Origin of the sequence: Streptomyces scabichelini (assembly GCF_011045015.1) — a bacterium.
In the GTDB taxonomy this organism is placed as follows: domain Bacteria; phylum Actinomycetota; class Actinomycetes; order Streptomycetales; family Streptomycetaceae; genus Streptomyces; species Streptomyces scabichelini.
On the sequence record NZ_JAAKZY010000214.1, the window covers coordinates 1 to 16,981 of the forward strand.

Here is a 16,981-nt window from a genome sequence, read left to right on the forward strand (position 1 = left end):
CGGCTGGTGCGGGGTGGTTGGGCGGGGCGTAACGCTTCCGCTCGCCCGTGGCCGACAGCCGTCTTTCCTGTGGCCACCTCCGGTGCCTAACCTGTCGATGCCCCGGCCCGACACCGCACCGTCCTGTCTTGTCCTGTCCGGCACGGTCCTGTCCGGCACCGCCTTGTTCTGCACCGTCCTGTCCGGCACCGTCCCGCACCGCTTTGCTCGGCACCGCCTTGTTCCACAGCTCGACGCTTCGTCCGGCCCACCGTCGCGCCGACGAAGCCGTCACTTCGCTCCCCCGCCCGGCCCACGGCGGGTCGAGCCGCGCCAAATGCCCGGATTCCGTACGCTGATCCACTTCTGGGGGTACGGCGACCACCGCGGCTGGAAGGCCCTCGACACCTGGGCCGAGCAGATCAGCCGCGAACTCGACCAGGAAGCGAGCGTGAGTCATGGCTGAACGGCAGCCGGAGCCGGGGGACGCGTCACAGTCACAGCTCCCCCCGCGCTCTCCCCTGTCCCCGATGGGCGAACCGCAGGCACTGATCGAGGAGTTCGCGCGGGAACTGAGCCGGGGGCTGCGCACCAGCCGACTCAGGTCGTTCGCGGCGCCGCGTTCTGCGCCGGGTTCGGAGCCGGGCAGGGACCAGCCAGGGCTCGAGAGCCCGCCTCCCCTGGGGATTAGGCCTCGCCCCGCTGGTTAATCGGGGGGTGATTCGCAATGTCAGCGAGCTTCGCAATGTCAGCGAGCAGCGAGCGAAGGAGGTGGGCCCCATGGCCACTGGCTCATCCAGGATCGAGGAGCACCCTGATCTGATGACCCTGCGCGCTCGGTACGCCGAGGCGTCGGCCAGTCCGATCGCACAGGGCATCGAGGTCCTGAGCCTGCTGACGGGCCTCTACCTGGCGATCTCCCCGTGGATCGCCGGTTTCAGCAACCTCACCAACCTGACCGTGAACAACCTGGTCACAGGCCTCGCCCTGACGGTCCTCGCCCTTGGGTTCGGGTCGGTCTACGAGCGCACGTACGGCATGAGCTGGGCCGCGGCGGCGATCGGCGCCTGGACGGTCATCGCGCCATGGGTCATCTCGGGAGAGATGGACACCACCAGGACCGTGACCAGCAACGTGATCGTCGGCGCCCTGGCGCTGATCATGGGCGTCGCGACATCCGGGCTCGGACGTATGCGAGGGGGCGCGCGGCCGCCGGTCTGAGCACCCGGTTTCCGGACTGTCCTTCCAGCGGAGCGTTCCGCCACCCTGGGGGCATGGAGGTCAACGCGGGCGATGCGCCGGCCGACCCGTCGGTCCGGCGCATCGCCACCAGAGCCCACGGGGTGAGAACGCGATGCGGCAACCGTGCGTCCTGCTCAAGTACGGCGAACTGGCCCTCAAGGGACGCAACAAAGAACGCTTCGAGCGGCAGCTGGTGCACAACCTGCGCCACGCCCTGTCGGACGCCGGCTTCCCGGTACGGATACGACGCCGCCGGGGCGCCCTGATCCTCTCGGCGGCCGAGTACTCCGACGAACCCCGGCAGCAGGCCCGTACCCAGCGGGAATTCCTGGTACGAGCCCGGGAGTTGATCGGCATCAGCGTGGTGCAGCCCGCGCTGCGGGTGGACCGTACGCCCGAGGCCGCCTCCTCCGCCGCGGTGGACCTGGCACGGACGCTGCGCCCCGACGGCACGGCGGCCACCTTCGCGGTACGGGCCCGGCGCCGGAACAAGGACTTCCCGCTCACCTCGACACAACTGGCCGACCGCGTGGGTGCCCGGATCCAGGCGGAACTCGGCTGGCCGGTCGACCTGAGCGAGCCGCAGGTCGAGGTGGCCGTCGAGGTGGACCGGGCCGAGATCCTCGTCTGCGTGGAGCGCCATCGCGGGCAGGGCGGCCTTCCGGTGGGCAGCAGCGGGCGGGCGCTCGTGCTGATGTCGGGCGGCTTCGACTCCCCCGTGGCCGCGTACCGTGCGATGCGACGCGGGCTGGCCTGCGACTTCGTGCACTTCACCGGGGCTCCGCTGACCGGTCCTGCCTCGGCGTACAAGGCGTACGCGCTGACGCGGCGGCTGGCCCGGTTCCAGGGCGAGGCGGGTGTGCTGTGGCTGGTTCCGCTGGGGCAGGCGCAGCGCGCGCTGGCCACGGCCGGGGCGGGTGGTCTTCAGGTGGTCGCCCAGCGGCGGCTCATGGTGCGCACCGCCGATCGGCTCGCCCGCCGGGGTGGCGCGCAGGCCCTGGTCACCGGGGACAGCCTCGGCCAGGTGTCCAGCCAGACCCTGGCCAACCTGGCCACGGTCGAAGAGGCCGCCACGCTCCCCGTGCTGCGGCCGCTGCTGGCCTGGGACAAGGAGGAGATCCTCACGGAGGCCGCCCGGCTCGGCACCGCGGAGATCTCCCGCCTCCCGGACGAGGACTGCTGCGCGCTGCTGGTGCCGCCGTCTGTCGCCACGCGCAGCACGCCGGGCCAACTCGCCCGCTTGGAAAGCCGGTTGGACGTGAACGAGCTGGTGGGCGAGCTGGTGGAGAAGGCTCGTCCGCTTCGACCGGATCCCTCCGGGGGGTGACAGGTCGTGTCTCGACTGCGGGTGCGTCGTGGCTGGTCGCGCAGTTCCCCGCGCCCCTAAAAAGCCTGCGGCTCACCGCGCCCGGAGAAAGCCCGCACCCCCAACTACCCGCACCCTCCCACCGGCGGGAGGGGGCGTGGGTCGGTGCGTCGTATGCCCGTCGCGTAGGTTCGTTCTCAGGCCACCCGCACCGTGTACCACCACCGGGCCGTATGCCCACCCTGCGACGGGCTGACGCACCGGCCCACGACCCCGACCCACCCACCGGACCCCAGGGGCGCGGGGAACTGCGCGACCAGCCACCCACACACCCGCAGCCGACAACGAACCCAACCGCTCAACCCCCGGCTGCAGGGACACTGCGCAGCGTGTCGATCACCTCCTGATCGGCAAGCTGCTCAAAGTCCACGTACCACTCCCCCACGGCATAGAAGTGCTCCGGCTGATGCAGGCAGACCACGTCGTCCGCCTCGTGCTGCCGTATGACACCGAGCCCGGAGCACACCGGTACGGCGAGCACCAGCCGAGCGGGCTCCCGGCGGCGCAGGTGGAGGAGGGCCGCGCGGGCGGTGACACCGGTGGCGAGCCCGTCGTCGACGAGGATCACCGTCCGACCCTGCACGCGGGGAGCGGACCGCCCCTCCCGGTAGAGATCCTCAAGGCGGCGGATCTCGGCGCGCTGCCGGCCGACGGCCTCGGTGAACTGGTACTCCGTCATGTCCAGGAGCACCAGGGACTCCTGGTCGAACACGGGCGGATCCTCACCCACGACCGCGCCGACGCCGGCCTCCGGCTGACCCGGTGCGCTGATCTTGCGGACCACCAGCACGTCCAGGGGCGCGTGCAGGGCGTGCGCGATCTCCGCCGCGACGGGGACACCGCCGCGGGGCAGGGCCAGCACGAGGGGGTCGGCGAAGCCGCCGCCCTCCGCCCGTTGCAGCAGTGCGGCAGCGAGGTCCTGCCCCGCCTGCCGACGGCTCTGGAATCGCATGATGCCTGCCTTCTCTCTGTCTGTTCGTCCGGGGGCTACCGTCCGCTGGGCCAGGTGTCCTCCTCACCCGTGATGGCCTCGTCGGTGGCGGTGTAGGCGTGCAGCGGGGTCAGGGCATGGGTGCGGTCGAGGAAGCAGAAGGCGTCGTAGCGTTCGCCGAGGACAGTGGGCACGTAGTTGCCCCACCGCTCGTGCTCGGGCTCGTAGACGACGCCGATCGCCCGGTGGGCGCGCTCCTCCGCGATCCAGCCGTGCTCGTCGTGCAGGGGCCGGCCGTGGACGGGCCCCGGCGGAAAGACGAACAGGGAGCGATGGCCGGGCAGCGCCCGGTGCATGGCCTCCTCGACGCTGCCGTCCCGGGCGGGCGGTACGGGCAGCACGGCGGGCCGGGCACCCCACCGTTCGGCGGCGATCACCGTGCCCTCGTACGAGCCGAAGCCGACCAGCACCACACCCTCCACCAGGTGCCGCTCGCGGGCCAGTTGTCCGACGTTGACCATGCCCGCGTCGGCCATGTCGGTGGCGCGGGCGTCGCCGATGTGCGTGTTGTGCTCCCAGACCACCGCCTTGGCGTCCGGACCGTGCTGCTCCATGAGCCGGTCGAGGGTGTCGGCCATGTGGCGGTCGCGGATGTTCCACGACTCGGGGCCGCCGCGCAGCATCGCCCGGTAGTAGCGGTCGGCCCCGGCCAGCACCTCCGCGTTCTGCCGGGCGGCGAACTCCGCGAAGGTGCCCGTCACGGGCGCGACCTGCTCCGCGCGGCGGCGGAGCCCGGTGAGCAGTTCGACCACCTCCGGCTCACAGCCGTGCGGCACCAGCTCGGTGGCCAGGGCGTACGACTGAGGGTCCTCGGCGTACGGCTCGAAGCAGCGGTACGCCTCCAGGGCGCGGTCGACCAGGTCCGGATCGTGGACGCGCAGGTGGTCGAGGACGGCGTGCAGCGACTCCCACAGGCTGTACACGTCCAGGCCGAAGAAGCCGGCCCGCCGCTCGCTCGGCAGCCGGGCGTTGTGGTCGCGCAGCCAGCGCGTGAACGCGACCACCTCGGTGTTCGCCCACAGCCACGTCGGCCAGCGGCGGAAGTCCTCCAGCACCTCCCGGGGGTCCTTGGGGGCACCCGGCGCGCAGGTGACCGAGCAGTGCAGGGCCAGACAGTCCGGCCAGTCGCCCTCCACGGCCACGAAGGAGAAGCCCCGCTCCTCGATCAGCCTGCGGGTCAGCTGGGCCCGCAGCCGGTAGTACTCGGCGGTGCCGTGCGTCGCCTCGCCCAGCAGTACGTAACGGGCGTCGCCGATGCGGTCCAGCAGTACGTCCAGCGAGTCGGGGCCGGTCAGCGGCAGCGCGTCCCGGCGCATGCGCCGCGCATCGTCCGTACCGGCTGCGACAGAGGTCGTCGAAGTCATCTCCCACCCCTCCAACGCGTGCGCTCGCCCTGCGCGGGCCTTCCGTGATCAGGGCCTCGGCCTTCTGTGATCAGTGCCTCCGAGTACCCGAGCGACCGGGTCCTCACGCGTGCATGGAGGAACATCCGCCGGGTACTCGCCGATCCACCGGGCACCGGCTGATCAGCCACGTTGCCGGTGCTCATCCCGGAAGGCACACGGAGGTAGCCATGGCGCAGCACGTCCGGGAAGTCATGACAGCGGACCCGGTGACGGTGACCGAGCAGACTCCGATCCCCGAGGTCGCCAGGCTCATGCGGGAGAAGAACATCGGCGATGTCATCGTCACGGAGGCGGACAACGTACGCGGCCTGGTGACCGATCGCGACCTGGTGATCCGGGCCATCGCCGAGGACCGGGACCCCGCCGCCACCACCGTCCGCGAGATCTGCAGCACCGACCTGGTCACCGTCTCCCCGCAGGACGACATCGACCGGGCCGTACAGCTGATGCGCGAGCACGCCCTGCGGCGGCTGCCCGTGGTCGAGGAGGGCCACCTGGTCGGCGCCCTCAGCATCGGCGACCTGGCCGTCGAACGCGACCCGCGCTCCGCACTGGCCGACATCAGCGCGGCGGAACCGAACAAGTAGTTCACGTCATGGTGCTGGGGCGCCTGGCGGCCCCCGCGCCCCGTACGGGCACGGGGGCCGCGCCCCGTACGGGCGGGGGGCTGTATCAATGTGCGGCTCCGCCGCGTGGGGCGCGACCAGCGCCCCGTCAGGGGCGCGGGGAACTGCGCGACAAGCCACAACGAACCCGCATCCCCAAAAACCACACCAACCAGGCAGCCGCTCAGGGAACCCCACCCCACGCGGAGCGAACAGGCGGACATGGTCGGCGAGACTTACGACGACAGGGAGGCCCGCGCGCAGGGCGAGAGCGGCCACCGGCTGGTGCCGCACACCGCCGACGTGCGGATCGAGGCATGGGGCACGACCCGGGAGAACTGCCTGGTCGAAGCCGTACACGCGATGGTCGACTGCTTCGCCGACATCTCCGCCGTACGGCCGACCGCGGTCCAGCGGGCGCAGTTGTCCGAGCCCAGCGACGACGACCTCCTGGCCGCGCTCCTCGACGAGGTCGTCTACCGCCTCGAAGTACCGGGCCAGGTCCCCGTGGACGTCGAGCTGGAGACGGACACGCCCGGCGCCGCCGTCGACGTACGGCTGGCGGTCGCCGACCTGTCGGCCGTGGAGATCACGGGCGCCGTACCGAAGGCCGTCTCCTGGCACGAACTCCACATCGGGCCGGGCCCTTACGGCTGGTCGTGCACGGTGACGGTCGATGTATGAGGCGTACGAGCCTCAAAAAACACAGCGTTACCCCTTCACGACCCCCAGCGGAACCAACCGCGCGACCGTACGGCACAGCCCCGCGCCCTCGCTCGCCTCCACCACCGCGCTCACGTCCTTGTACGCCTCCGGTGTCTCCTCCGCCAGCCCGCGCAGCGACCGCGGGCGTACCGCGATACCGCCCCGTTCCAGCCGGGCCCGCAGTTCCTTCCCGCCGACCGCACGTGCGGCCTGGTGGCGGCTCATCACCCGGCCCGCGCCGTGGCAGGTGGAGTGGAACGCGTCGCCGCCGGGCACTCCGGCCAGTACGTACGAGGCGGTGCCCATGGTGCCGGGGATCAGCACCGGCTGGCCGAACTCCCTTATGTCCTCGGGGAGTTCCGGATGCCCGGGCGGGAAGGCCCGGGTCGCGCCCTTGCGGTGCACGCACAGTTCGCGGCGCGTCCCGTCCACCGTGTGGGTCTCGATCTTGGCGAGGTTGTGGGACACGTCGTACACGAGAGAGAGCCCTGTGCGGGCCGCGCGGTGGAAGATCCGCCGGGTCGCGTCGGACAGCAACTGGCGGTTGGCGCGGCCGTAGTTGGCGGCCGCGGCCATCGCGCCGAGGTAGGCCCGCCCCTCCGGCGAGTCGACCGGGGTGCAGGCCAGCTGCCGGTCGGGCACGGAGATGCCGTACCGGTTCATGGCCCGGTCCATCGCCCGTACGTGGTCGGTGCAGATCTGGTGCCCGAGCCCCCGCGAGCCGCAGTGGATCATCACGCACACCTGGTCGCGGGCGAGTCCGAAGGCGGCGGCGACCCGCTCGTCGTACACCTCGGCGACCTGCTGGACCTCCAGGAAGTGGTTGGCGGACCCGAGGCTGCCGACCTGGCCGAGGCCGCGTTCCCGCGCCCGCCCGCTCACCTGCGCCCCGTCGGCGTCGGCCACCGCGCCGCCGTCCTCGCAGCGGGTCAGGTCACGTTCCTCGCCGTGGCCCCGCTCGACGGCGTACCGGGAGCCGCCGTCCAGGATCCGCTCCAGTTCCCCGGGGCTGCTCAGGTGCCATACTCCGCCGGGGCCCGCGCCGCGCGGGATCGCCCGGTCCAGGGCGTCCATGACGTCGGGCAGGGCGGGCTCCAGCGACTGCCGGTCGCCGTCGGCGGCCAGCAGCCGCACCCCGCAGGAGATGTCGAAGCCGACCCCGCCGGGTGAGACGACACCGCCGTCGGCCACGTCGGTCGCCGCCACGCCGCCGATGGGGAAGCCGTAGCCCCAGTGGATGTCCGGCATGGCGTACGAGGCGCCGACGATGCCCGGCAGCGTGGCCACGTTGACGACCTGCTCCAGCGACTGCTCGGCGTCCTCCAGCAGCTCCCGGGACGCGAACACGATCCCGGGCACGCGCATGTCGCCCCGCGGTTCGATCCGGAAGCGGTAGGGACGTTCCTCGACGAGTTCCATGACGGCCTCCCGGGGGTTCGCTTCGGGTGTGCGTCGGGCGTGCGTCGGGGTGTGCGCCGTACGCAGCGGGTACCCGGGGCCCGTTCGAGGAATCCGGTGATCCCCATCCATGTACGGGAGGTCGTCAGGGATGGTCACGGAAGGGAGCTCCGGGAGCACGGCCGGCTCCGGCGGCTCGGTGGGCTCCGGCGGTGTGGTCGGCTCTGGCCGCACGGTGGCGCACCAGCTCATCGAGGAGCACCTGGTGGAGGGGCGCATGGTCCCGGGAGAGGAGATCGGTCTGCGGGTCGACCAGACCCTCACCCAGGACGCCACCGGCACGCTGGTGATGCAGGAGGTGGAGGCGCTCGGCCTGGACCGGGTGCACACCGAGGTCAGCGTGCAGTACGTCGACCACAACCTGCTGCAGGCCGACGAGCGCAACGCCGAGGACCATGTCTTCCTGCGCTCGGCCGCCCGGCGCTACGGCGTCTGGTACTCCAAGCCCGGCAACGGCGTCTCGCACCCCACCCACATGCAGCACTTCGGCCTTCCCGGCAGGAGCCTGGCCGGCTCCGACTCGCACACCTGCGCCGCCGGCTCCCTGGGCATGCTGGCCATCGGCGTCGGCGGCCTGGAGGTCGCGCTGGCGATGGCCGGGCGTCCGCTGTATCTGCGGATGCCGGAAATCTGGGGGATCCGGCTGACCGGCGCCCTGCCCGAGTGGGTCAGCGCCAAGGACGTCATCCTCGAACTGCTGCGCCGCCACGGGGTCAAGGGCGGAGTGGGCCGCATCCTGGAGTACCACGGCCCTGGCCTGGCCGGACTGACCGCGATGGACCGCCACGTCATCGCGAACATGGGCGCCGAACTGGGTGCCACGACCACCGTCTTCCCCGCCGACTCCGCCGTACGCGATTTCCTGCGCACCCAGGGCCGCGAGCAGGACTTCACCGGCCTCACCGCCGAGCCCGATGCCCGCTACGACCTCGACGAGGAGATCGACCTCTCCACCCTCCAGCCGCTGATCGCCAAGCCGACGTCCCCCGGCAACGTCGTTCCCGTACGCGAGGCGTCGGGCGAGCCGATCGGCCAGGCCGTGATCGGCTCCTCGGCCAACCCCGGCCTGCGCGACTTCGCCGTCGCCGCCGCCATGGCCCGCGGCCGTCAGACAGCGCCGGGCGTGAGCTTCGACGTCAACCCCACGTCCCGCGAAATCCTTCAGGACCTTACGCGGACGGGGGCGACCTTCGACCTCCTGTCGGCCGGTGCGCGGCTGCACCAGTCGGGCTGCCTGGGCTGCATCGGCATGGGCCAGGCCCCCGCCGCCGGACGCAACTCACTGCGTACGTTCCCCCGTAACTTCCCCGGCCGCTCCGGCACCGAGGACGACGCGGTCTGGCTCTGCTCACCGGAGACGGCGACCGCCTCCGCGCTCACGGGCATGATCACCGATCCACGCGACTGGGCCGCCGAACACGACGTGCCCTACCCGGAGTTGGACCTGCCCGAGCGCGCCACGGTCAACACCGCCATGCTGGAACCGCCCCTGCCGCCGGACGAGGCCGCGAAGGTTCCCCTGGAGCGCGGCCCGAACATCTCCGCCCTGCCCGACCTGGCCCCCTTGCCGGACGCCCTCGATGTCCCGGTCCTCTTCAAGGCGGGCGACCACGTCTCCACCGACGAGATCTCCCCGGCCGGGGCCAAGGCGCTCCCGTACCGCTCCAACATCCCCAAACTCGCCGAGTTCACCCTGACCCGCCTGGACCCCGACTACCCTCGCCGCGCCGCCGAACTCCGCGACGGCGGCGGCCGCGAGGGCGATGGGGGCCATGGGGGCCATCTCATCGTCGCCGGCGAGAACTGGGGCCAGGGCTCCTCCCGCGAACACGCCGCGATCACCCTGCGCCACCTCGGTCTACGAGCCGTCCTCGCCGTCTCCTTCGCACGCATCCACTGGCAGAACCTCGCCAACTTCGGTGTCCTGGCCCTGGAGTTCGACAACCCGGCGGACTATGCCCACATCCAGCCCGGCGACCGCGTACGCCTCGACGACCTGCACGCCGCGTTCGCCCCCGACGCCCCTCGGACCCTCGCCGCCCACAACACCACCCGCAACGAGACGTACCGCCTGCACCACCACCTCTCCCCCCGCCAGCGCCAGGCCGTACTCGCGGGCGGTGTCATCCCGGCGCTCGCGACTGGGCCGCCGCGTGGTCGGCGAGGAGCTTGAGCCGGTCTTCGGAGGACGTGCCGGGCTCGGCGGTGTAAACGGTCAGGTCGTACACGGTGCGGTCGGACAGCGGCAGGTCCATGGACCGGTAGACAAGCTCCAGGCGCCCGACCTCGGGGTGGTGCAGCCGCTTGACGCCGTGGTGGCGGATGCGGACGTGGTGCGCGGCCCACTGGGTGCGGAACTGGGCGCTGAGCGTGGACAGTTCGCCGACGAGCTCGCGCAGGGCCCGGTCGCGGGGTTCGCGGCCGGCTTCGGCGCGCAGCAGCGCGACGGTCGTCACGGCGGCGGCCTCCCAGTCGACGAACAGATCGGCTGAGCCCGGATCGAGGAAGATGTAGCGGGCGATGTTCGGCCGGCCGCGCCGGTCGGTGGTGTCGCGGTCGCTGTCGAACATCGGCGCGTACAGGGTCCGGAACAGTGCATTGTGGGCGATAACGTCCATGCGGCCGTTGCGTACGAAGGCCGACGACTTCGTCATGGAGTCGAGCATCCACTGGACGGAGGGCGGCACCTCGATGTCCCCGCGGCGGCGAGGTGCGCGCCGGGCGGGACCGGCCGCCCGGGCCAGGTCGAACAGGTACCTGCGCTCGTCCTCGTCCAGTTGCAGGGCCCGGGCGACCGCTTCCAGGACGGAGGCGGACGCCTGCATGCGTCCCTGCTCAACCCGGGTGTAGTAGTCGGTGCTGATGGAGGCCAGCCGGGCGACCTCCTCGCGCCGCAGCCCTGGCACCCGGCGTCGGCCGCTGGTGGGCAGTCCGACCTGCTCCGGGGTGATCCTGGCTCGTCGGCCGGCGAGGAAGTCCCGGATGTCGGCGCGGTTGCCGGGCGTCCCGAGGCCGATACGGCCGACCGGCAGACCGGCAGACCGGAGCGGACCAAGTGGCCGTATCTCATCTCGTCGCTCACGCACATGCCGTCCTTTCGCAAGGGATGCCCGGTCCGGGCTTCGGACGAGCAAGGGACGCGGCAAGGTGCTGGTCAGGGCTTCAGCAGGACCTTGACGGCGCGGCGTTCGTCCATCGCCCGGTAGGCGTCGGCGGCCTGGTCGAGGGGGAGGGTGAGGTCGAAGACCTTGCCCGGGTCGATCTGCCTCGTCCAGATCAGGTCGATCAGCTGCGGCAGGTACTGGCGGACCGGGGCCGGGCCGCCGTGCAGGTGCGCGTGGGAGAAGAACAGCTCCTGGCCGTCGAGCGTGACGTCGTGGGAGACACCGACGTAGCCGACATGGCCGCCGGGCCGGGTGGAGCGGATCGCCTGCAGCATCGACTCCTGGGTGCCGACCGCCTCGATCACCGAGTGCGCGCCCAGGCCGCCGGTCAGCTCCTTGATCTTCTCCACGCCTGCGTCGCCGCGCTCGGTGACGATGTCGGTCGCGCCGAACTCCAGGGCCAGCTTCTGGCGGGAGGCATGGCGGCTCATGGCGATGACCTGCTCCGCGCCGAGCTGCCTGGCGGCGAGCACGCCGAGCAGGCCGACCGCCCCGTCGCCGACCACGGCGACCGTCTTGCCGGGACCTGCCTGGGCGGCGACGGCCGCGAACCAGCCGGTGCCGAGCACGTCGGAGGCGGTCAGCAGGCTCGGGATCAAGTCGGCGTCGGGCGTGTCCGGAGTCGCGACGAGCGTGCCGTCGGCGAGCGGGACCCGCAGCCGCTCCGCCTGGGCGCCCATCGCGTTCATCCACTCGCGCCGGACGCAGGAGGTCTGGTAGCCGGCACGGCAGTTGGCGCAGGTGTTGTCCGAGGCGGAGAAGCCGCCGACGACGAACTGGCCGGGCTCGACGGTCGTGACGGCGCTGCCGACCTCCTCCACCACGCCCACGTACTCGTGGCCGATCGGGGAGCGTGCCTCGAAGGGCTCGGCCCCGCGGTAGGGCCACAGGTCCGAGCCGCACACACAGGCCGCCGCCACTCGGATGACCGCGTCCGTGGGTTCGAGGATCTTCGGGTCTTCGCGCTCCTCCACCCGGAAGTCGCCGGGGGCGTGCATCACGACACCGCGCATGGGGTTGCTCCTTGCATACGAGGGGACCGGCCGCGTCGGATGGACGGGTGAACGGATGGACGGACGGCCGGGTGAGGCTGGGTGCCACGGCATCCAGGTAACCGGTGTTCCGGGCGGTCAACCAGTTGCTGTTGAACCATGTACTGGCAGTACATCCCTACGGCCGAGCGGGCGGCGTACGGTCGGGGTGTGGACAACCGCGACGAAGTCCGCGAGTTCCTCACCTCGCGGAGAGCCAAGATCACCCCGGAGCAGGCCGGGCTGCCGGCCGGCAGCCGACGCCGCGTGCCCGGACTGCGCCGCAGCGAGGTCGCCACGCTGGCCGACGTCAGCGTCGACTACTACGGCAAGCTGGAGCGCGGCAACCTGGCCGGTGTCTCCCCCGCGGTGCTCGAATCGGTCGCCCGCGCACTCCAGTTGGACGAGGTCGAACGGGCGCACCTGCTCCACCTGGCCCAGGCGCAGGAAGGCTCCGACATACTGGCCCGCCCCCGGTCACGTTCCAGCCGGCAGCGGGCCCTGCCCAAGAGCCTGCAGTGGGCCCTGGACGCCGTCACCGCCGGGCCCGCGTTCGTGACGAACGGCCGCCTGGACCTGCTCGCCGCCAACCAGCTCGCCCGCGCCTTCTTCGCCGACATGTACGACAGTGACACCCAGCCGCCGAACATGGCCCGTTTCCAGTTCCTCGACCCGGCGGCCCGCCGCTTCTACCCGGACTGGGACCTCATCGCCGACATGACGGTGGACGTGCTGCGCACCGAGGCCGGCCGCAACCCGCACGACAAGGACCTCCACGACCTGGTGGGCGAGCTGTCCACCCGCAGTGACGCCTTCCGCACCCGCTGGGGGGCCCACAACGTGCGCCGTCACGGCACCGGCGTCAAACGCTTCCACCACCCGGTCGTCGGCGACCTCACCCTCGCCTGGCACGGTTCGTCCGTGGACGACGAACCCGGTCTCTCGCTCCTCATCTACACCGCCGAACCGGGCTCACCCTCCGCAGAAGCCCTGCACCTCCTCGCCTCCTGGGCCGCCTCCCAGGACGGGGCCTCTCAAGACGGGGCCTCCCAAGACGGGGCCTCCCAAGACGGGGCCGCCCCTGGCGACCGCCTCCAGCGGCGTAGCTGATCCCGCCGGAGGCGTCGGTCAGGCGGCGAAGTCCGGAGGCATCGGTCAGGCGGTGAAGTGCGGCACCTCCGGCGTCTCCCCGGTCCGCGAAGTGTGCGACAGCGCGACGGAGAGCCAGATCAGGATGACGCCGACCAGGATGTGCAGCGAGCTCGTGAGCAGGGACTCCGGCAGCGAGGTCAGGAACGGGAACAGCGGCAGGACGACGGCGTACCCCCACGACGGGATCCTTGGGAAGACCCGGGCACGGAGCAGGGCCGCCCCGAACAGGGCGCAGCCCACGGCGAAGACGGTCGCGGAGCCGATGAGCACGGGGATCGTGGGGCCGGTCAGGGTCTCGTCCAGGACGTCGTCGTCGAAGTAGAACAGCACCAGGTTCGCGGCGAACGCGGCACCGCCGAACAGGCCGAGACCGATGAGGTTCACGGCGTGGGCGACCTCCCCGAAGCGTCCGGTGGCCGGACTCTGCCGCCGGTGCAGCGCGGTGATCAGCGGCAGGGCGAAGGCCGGGGAGAGGGCGAGCGGGACGCTGGTCGCCGAGGTTTCCCCGGTGAATATCTCGATCAGCGAGGGCAGGGCGAGCAGCAGTCCGGACAGCACCCCGCACAGGGCGCCGGCACGGACTGTCGATGAGGTGATGGGCGTCGATGAGGTGACGGGGGTCGATGAGGTGACGGGCGAGGACATGAGACCGCTCCGGTTGCTCGGACAGTGAGTCAGGGCGGCAAACGTAGGGAGCGGGCGACCGGCGACGGGAGGTGCAGGGCGGCGACATCGGTGGCCGGAGGTCACCATCTCCCGGGCGGTATGCGGCCGTTCGGCATGTGCCGTTCGGCCCGACCCGGCCGGAGTTTCCACGCCGGGGTCACTCGGAGGCCGCCTTCGGCTTAGCCTGACAACAGCGGGTGAGGGGGTGCGCATGGCGGCGTATGTGCCCGTGCGGTGGGTGGCGCCGCTGCTGTACGGCGCGGTGCTCGTCGGCGGTCTGTACTACACGGCGGCCGGCCTGGGCGACGGCCCGGGGCCGGCGGTATGGCGGACGGTCGGGTTCGTCGCCGCGATCGGGGCGCTGTTCGCTCTGGAGGCGGTCGGACGCCGCCGGCCCGCGGCCCGGGTGCCGTTGCTGCTGGCGCGGTGCGGTCTGATCGGCGCGGTGGTGTTCCTCGACGTCTCGGGACTGTCCCAAGTGCTGTTCGTGCTGCTGCCGTTCACCGCCTACTTCGCCTTCGGCCGCACGACCGCGCTCGTACTGGGCGCGCTGTGCCTGGCCGGGCCGCTCGTCGCATACGTGCTGACCGCACCCGGCTGGTACCGCGACCTGGAGCACGTCTCCGATCTGCTGATGCTCTCCGTCGGCCTGGTGCTGGCGCTCTCCATGGCCGCCGTGGCCGTCGGCGAGCAGCGCGCACGGCTCGAACTCCAGGAGTACGCCGCCCGGGTCGCCGCGCTGTCCGCCGCCACCGAGCGCAACCGGCTGGCCCGGGACATCCACGACAGCCTCGGTCACCATCTCACCGCGATGTCGGTGCAGTTGGAGATGGCCTCGGACTTCCGGGCCCTGGACCCGGACGCGGCCCAGCGGGCGCTGAACGAGGCGAGGCAGTCGGTGCGGCTCGCGCTGGGCGACGTACGGCAGTCGGTGCGCGCGCTGCGCGGCGAGGCGGCGCGCCCCGCGCTGTCGGCCGCGCTGGCCGGCCTGGCGCGAGACGGCGGGGCGCCACCGCGGGTCACCGTCGAGGTGAGCGGCGACGAGGACGGTTACGGCACGGCCGAGCTGACCGCCCTGTACCGGGCCGCGCAGGAGGGTGTGACCAACGCGCGCCGCCATGCGCAGGCCTCGCGGGTGACGGTGGCGGTCCGGCTGGCCGGGGACACCGCGCGGCTGGTGGTGACGGACGACGGCCGCGGCTTCGCGCCGGACGCGTCCGCCACCGGGTTCGGGCTGGTCGGGATGAGGGAACGGGTGCAGCTGGTGGCGGGGAGGGTGGAGATCGACAGCGGCCCGGGCGCCGGTACCCGGCTGACGGTGACCGTTCCGCGCGGGAAGACGGGGGAGATGTGACATGGATCAGGAGCCGGCGCAGACGCCTGTACGGGTGCTGGTGGTGGACGACCAGCGGCTCATCCGGGACGGCATCGCCTCCCTGCTGTCCATCCGGCCGGGCATCGAGATCGTCGGTACGGCCGTGGACGGCCGGGACGCCGTGGCGAAGGCCCTGGAGCTTGCCCCGGACGTCATCCTCATGGACGTCCGGATGCCGGAGATGGACGGAGTCGAGGCGGTGGCCGTCCTGCGCGGCCGGGCGCCGGAGTGCCGGGTGGTGATGCTGACGACGTTCGACGACGAGGAGTACGTCGTACAGGCACTGCGTGCCGGAGCCCACGGCTACCTGCTCAAGGACCTGCCCGCCGAGGAACTCGCCCACGCGGTACGCCTGGCACACGCCGGCGTCACCCAGCTCGACTCCTCCGTCGCCCGCCACCTCACCGCCGCCCTGCCGTCCCCCTCCCCCGCCGACGCGGCTCCCGCCGTCTCACTGAGCCCGCGCGAGACCGACATCCTGCGACTCCTGGCACACGGCCACACCAACCGGGAGATCGCCGCACGGCTGTACCTCAGCGAGGGAACGGTCAAGAACCACGTCTCCCGCATCCTCACCCGCCTCGCCCTGCGCGACCGCACCCAGGCGGCCCTCCGCGCCCGGGACCTCGGCCTGCTGTGAATCCCTGGCCTGTTGTGAATCCCTCGCGCGGCCACTCCGCCGTGAGCGGACCGGACCTCAGCGGCCGCGCCGGCACGGCATCTGCCTGAGCGCAGCCCGACTCATTCGGGCGACTGGTTCATGGGACTCAGTCGGTATGATGCGGTCATGGCTCACGTTCCCGCGGCCGAGCGCCGTCCTCAGCTGATCAAAGCGGCCATCGACTTCATGACGAGGGAAGGAGTCGCGGCCGGGAGTACCCGTGCCATCGCCGCCGAGCTGGGGGTGGCCCAGGCCACCGTGCACTACACCTTCGGCACGAAGGAAGGGCTGTACCGGGCTGTGATGGAGCAGCTCACGCAGGATCTGATCGCACAGGTCGAGCGGGCCGCGCCGACCGACGCAGGGTTCGAGGAGACGGTCAGCACCCTGGCCGCCGCTCTGTGGCGCACAGTGCGTGAGCAGCCCGCCAGCCATCAACTCCTCGCGGAACTGACCCACTTCGCGCTCCGCACCCCTGCCCTGAGCGAGGCTCTCGTAAGCCACCACCGGGGGGTGGTCGAGGTGACGGCGCGACTGGTGACCGAGGCTTCCGAACGCACCGGTCAGTCTCTCGCCCAGCCCGCGGAGACGATCGCGCGTTTCTTCCTCGCCGGCTTCGACGGGCTCACGACGCAACATCTCTCGCTCCCCGACGAGGAGGCCGAGCACACCTGCCTCCAGGCCTTCGTGTCCGCCGTGGTGGCCATGGCCGGCGGTCGGCTGGAGCTGGTGTCCGTACCGACGAGCTGACAGCACACGGGCTCGGGCTCCCTCGTACGCGTACGAGGGAGCCCGAGCCCGTTTGGCCAGCCGGGCGTGCGTGGCCTCCCCGCCGTCCGCGCCTCTGACCAGCTGGAACTCGAAAATGCTGGTCACATCCCTCAGCGGGGCGAACCCGACGCCGGTGTCGACGCGACGAGCTCTCGCGCCGCGGTGAGCCCGGCCAGGCGAAAGACAAAGTCACCCGATCGCAGTGTGACCTGGGCTTACGGCGAGAGTGACTCATACAACAGTCGAATGACTCGGTCACATGACTTGAGCAAGTGATAAAGTCGGGCCATCGACAAGGACGCTGGTCGGCATCGGCCCATGTCACGTGGCCGGACTCCGACCGGCGTCCCTTCCGCTTCCGCCGCCCGCCTCCGCCACCCGCTCCGCCGCCCCTGTCCGCGATCAGGCG

At 71.7% G+C, this 16,981-nt stretch carries 16 protein-coding genes; 10 read left to right on the top strand and 6 right to left on the bottom strand.

Annotation, left to right across the window (positions count from 1 at the left end; translation table 11 throughout):
• Positions 1-316: 316 nt before the first annotated feature.
• The 3 genes from G5C60_RS53420 to thiI all read left to right on the top strand — a co-directional run bounded on the left by G5C60_RS53420 (position 317) and on the right by thiI (position 2,548).
• Positions 317-445, top strand: a complete 129-nt coding sequence (locus G5C60_RS53420; protein ID WP_277611460.1) for a hypothetical protein — start codon at positions 317-319, stop codon at positions 443-445.
• A 314-nt stretch (positions 446-759) separates the two neighbouring features.
• The gene (locus G5C60_RS41095) at positions 760-1,200 is read left to right on the top strand and encodes an SPW repeat protein (RefSeq protein WP_165267616.1); all 441 of its coding nucleotides are present in this window, start codon (positions 760-762) and stop codon (positions 1,198-1,200) included.
• 133 nt (positions 1,201-1,333) lie between these two features.
• Positions 1,334-2,548 carry a tRNA uracil 4-sulfurtransferase ThiI gene (gene thiI / locus G5C60_RS41100; RefSeq protein ID WP_165267618.1) on the top strand — a complete coding sequence of 405 codons (1,215 nt, stop codon included), beginning with the start codon at positions 1,334-1,336 and terminating at the stop codon, positions 2,546-2,548.
• Between the two features lie 337 nt (positions 2,549-2,885).
• On the opposite strand, the gene G5C60_RS41105 is transcribed toward thiI, so the two are convergent.
• Together G5C60_RS41105 and G5C60_RS41110 are read right to left on the bottom strand one after the other, a co-directional pair.
• Positions 2,886-3,539 carry a phosphoribosyltransferase gene (locus tag G5C60_RS41105; RefSeq protein ID WP_165267620.1) on the bottom strand — a complete coding sequence of 218 codons (654 nt, stop codon included), beginning with the start codon at positions 3,537-3,539 and terminating at the stop codon, positions 2,886-2,888.
• A gap of 35 nt (positions 3,540-3,574) precedes the next feature.
• A complete protein-coding gene (locus G5C60_RS41110; protein WP_241267443.1) occupies positions 3,575-4,942 on the bottom strand; it encodes an erythromycin esterase family protein in 1,368 nt (455 codons plus the stop codon).
• Between the two features lie 209 nt (positions 4,943-5,151).
• Here G5C60_RS41110 and G5C60_RS41115 point away from each other — a divergent pair, with 209 nt between their 5' ends.
• Both G5C60_RS41115 and G5C60_RS41120 read left to right on the top strand, forming a co-directional pair.
• On the top strand, positions 5,152-5,571 hold the full coding sequence (locus tag G5C60_RS41115; RefSeq protein ID WP_165267622.1) for a CBS domain-containing protein: 420 nt from the start codon (positions 5,152-5,154) through the stop codon (positions 5,569-5,571).
• Positions 5,572-5,811: 240 nt separating this feature from the next.
• Positions 5,812-6,273: an archease gene (locus tag G5C60_RS41120; protein WP_165267624.1), complete on the top strand. Its 462-nt coding sequence runs from the start codon at positions 5,812-5,814 to the stop codon at positions 6,271-6,273.
• 27 nt (positions 6,274-6,300) lie between these two features.
• On the opposite strand, the gene G5C60_RS41125 is transcribed toward G5C60_RS41120, so the two are convergent.
• Complete coding sequence (locus tag G5C60_RS41125; protein ID WP_165267626.1) at positions 6,301-7,713, bottom strand: RtcB family protein; 1,413 nt, start codon at positions 7,711-7,713, stop codon at positions 6,301-6,303.
• A 130-nt stretch (positions 7,714-7,843) separates the two neighbouring features.
• On the opposite strand from G5C60_RS41125, the gene G5C60_RS41130 reads away from it, so the two are divergent.
• Positions 7,844-9,925, top strand: a complete 2,082-nt coding sequence (locus G5C60_RS41130) for an aconitate hydratase (RefSeq protein ID WP_165267628.1) — start codon at positions 7,844-7,846, stop codon at positions 9,923-9,925.
• On the opposite strand, the gene G5C60_RS41135 is transcribed toward G5C60_RS41130, so the two are convergent.
• On the bottom strand, positions 9,876-10,769 hold the full coding sequence (locus tag G5C60_RS41135) for an MmyB family transcriptional regulator (RefSeq protein ID WP_165267641.1): 894 nt from the start codon (positions 10,767-10,769) through the stop codon (positions 9,876-9,878). The genes G5C60_RS41130 and G5C60_RS41135 overlap by 50 nt on opposite strands.
• Positions 10,770-10,906: 137 nt before the next feature.
• Positions 10,907-11,929: a zinc-dependent alcohol dehydrogenase family protein gene (locus G5C60_RS41140; protein ID WP_165267630.1), complete on the bottom strand. Its 1,023-nt coding sequence runs from the start codon at positions 11,927-11,929 to the stop codon at positions 10,907-10,909.
• A 189-nt stretch (positions 11,930-12,118) separates the two neighbouring features.
• Between G5C60_RS41140 and G5C60_RS41145 the strand changes: the two genes are divergently transcribed.
• On the top strand, positions 12,119-13,057 hold the full coding sequence (locus G5C60_RS41145; RefSeq protein ID WP_165267643.1) for an MmyB family transcriptional regulator: 939 nt from the start codon (positions 12,119-12,121) through the stop codon (positions 13,055-13,057).
• 45 nt (positions 13,058-13,102) lie between these two features.
• Here G5C60_RS41145 and G5C60_RS41150 read toward each other — a convergent pair whose 3' ends face one another.
• Positions 13,103-13,744: a hypothetical protein gene (locus G5C60_RS41150; RefSeq protein WP_165267632.1), complete on the bottom strand. Its 642-nt coding sequence runs from the start codon at positions 13,742-13,744 to the stop codon at positions 13,103-13,105.
• 232 nt (positions 13,745-13,976) lie between these two features.
• Here G5C60_RS41150 and G5C60_RS41155 point away from each other — a divergent pair, with 232 nt between their 5' ends.
• The 3 genes from G5C60_RS41155 to G5C60_RS41165 all read left to right on the top strand — a co-directional run bounded on the left by G5C60_RS41155 (position 13,977) and on the right by G5C60_RS41165 (position 16,551).
• Positions 13,977-15,119: a sensor histidine kinase gene (locus tag G5C60_RS41155; RefSeq protein WP_165267634.1), complete on the top strand. Its 1,143-nt coding sequence runs from the start codon at positions 13,977-13,979 to the stop codon at positions 15,117-15,119.
• A 1-nt stretch (position 15,120) separates the two neighbouring features.
• Entirely contained in the window at positions 15,121-15,780 is a 660-nt protein-coding gene (locus G5C60_RS41160; RefSeq protein WP_165267635.1) for a response regulator, read from the top strand.
• A 147-nt stretch (positions 15,781-15,927) separates the two neighbouring features.
• Positions 15,928-16,551: a TetR/AcrR family transcriptional regulator gene (locus G5C60_RS41165; protein ID WP_165267637.1), complete on the top strand. Its 624-nt coding sequence runs from the start codon at positions 15,928-15,930 to the stop codon at positions 16,549-16,551.
• Positions 16,552-16,981 lie beyond the last annotated feature (430 nt).

Excerpts from the sequence above, each read along its gene's own strand:
- G5C60_RS41120 (WP_165267624.1), top strand. The coding sequence starts at position 5,812 with ATGGTCGGCGAGACTTACGACGACAGGGAGGCCCGCGCGCAGGGCGAG.
- G5C60_RS41160 (WP_165267635.1), top strand. The coding sequence starts at position 15,121 with ATGGATCAGGAGCCGGCGCAGACGCCTGTACGGGTGCTGGTGGTGGAC.
- G5C60_RS41105 (WP_165267620.1), bottom strand. The coding sequence starts at position 3,539 with ATGCGATTCCAGAGCCGTCGGCAGGCGGGGCAGGACCTCGCTGCCGCA.
- G5C60_RS41110 (WP_241267443.1), bottom strand. The coding sequence starts at position 4,942 with ATGACTTCGACGACCTCTGTCGCAGCCGGTACGGACGATGCGCGGCGC.
- G5C60_RS41140 (WP_165267630.1), bottom strand. The coding sequence starts at position 11,929 with ATGCGCGGTGTCGTGATGCACGCCCCCGGCGACTTCCGGGTGGAGGAG.
- G5C60_RS41130 (WP_165267628.1), top strand. The coding sequence starts at position 7,844 with ATGGTCACGGAAGGGAGCTCCGGGAGCACGGCCGGCTCCGGCGGCTCG.
- G5C60_RS41150 (WP_165267632.1), bottom strand. The coding sequence starts at position 13,744 with ATGTCCTCGCCCGTCACCTCATCGACCCCCGTCACCTCATCGACGCCC.
- G5C60_RS41095 (WP_165267616.1), top strand. The coding sequence starts at position 760 with ATGGCCACTGGCTCATCCAGGATCGAGGAGCACCCTGATCTGATGACC.
- G5C60_RS41155 (WP_165267634.1), top strand. The coding sequence starts at position 13,977 with ATGGCGGCGTATGTGCCCGTGCGGTGGGTGGCGCCGCTGCTGTACGGC.
- G5C60_RS41165 (WP_165267637.1), top strand. The coding sequence starts at position 15,928 with ATGGCTCACGTTCCCGCGGCCGAGCGCCGTCCTCAGCTGATCAAAGCG.
- G5C60_RS53420 (WP_277611460.1), top strand. The coding sequence starts at position 317 with ATGCCCGGATTCCGTACGCTGATCCACTTCTGGGGGTACGGCGACCAC.
- G5C60_RS41115 (WP_165267622.1), top strand. The coding sequence starts at position 5,152 with ATGGCGCAGCACGTCCGGGAAGTCATGACAGCGGACCCGGTGACGGTG.
- thiI (WP_165267618.1), top strand. The coding sequence starts at position 1,334 with ATGCGGCAACCGTGCGTCCTGCTCAAGTACGGCGAACTGGCCCTCAAG.
- G5C60_RS41125 (WP_165267626.1), bottom strand. The coding sequence starts at position 7,713 with ATGGAACTCGTCGAGGAACGTCCCTACCGCTTCCGGATCGAACCGCGG.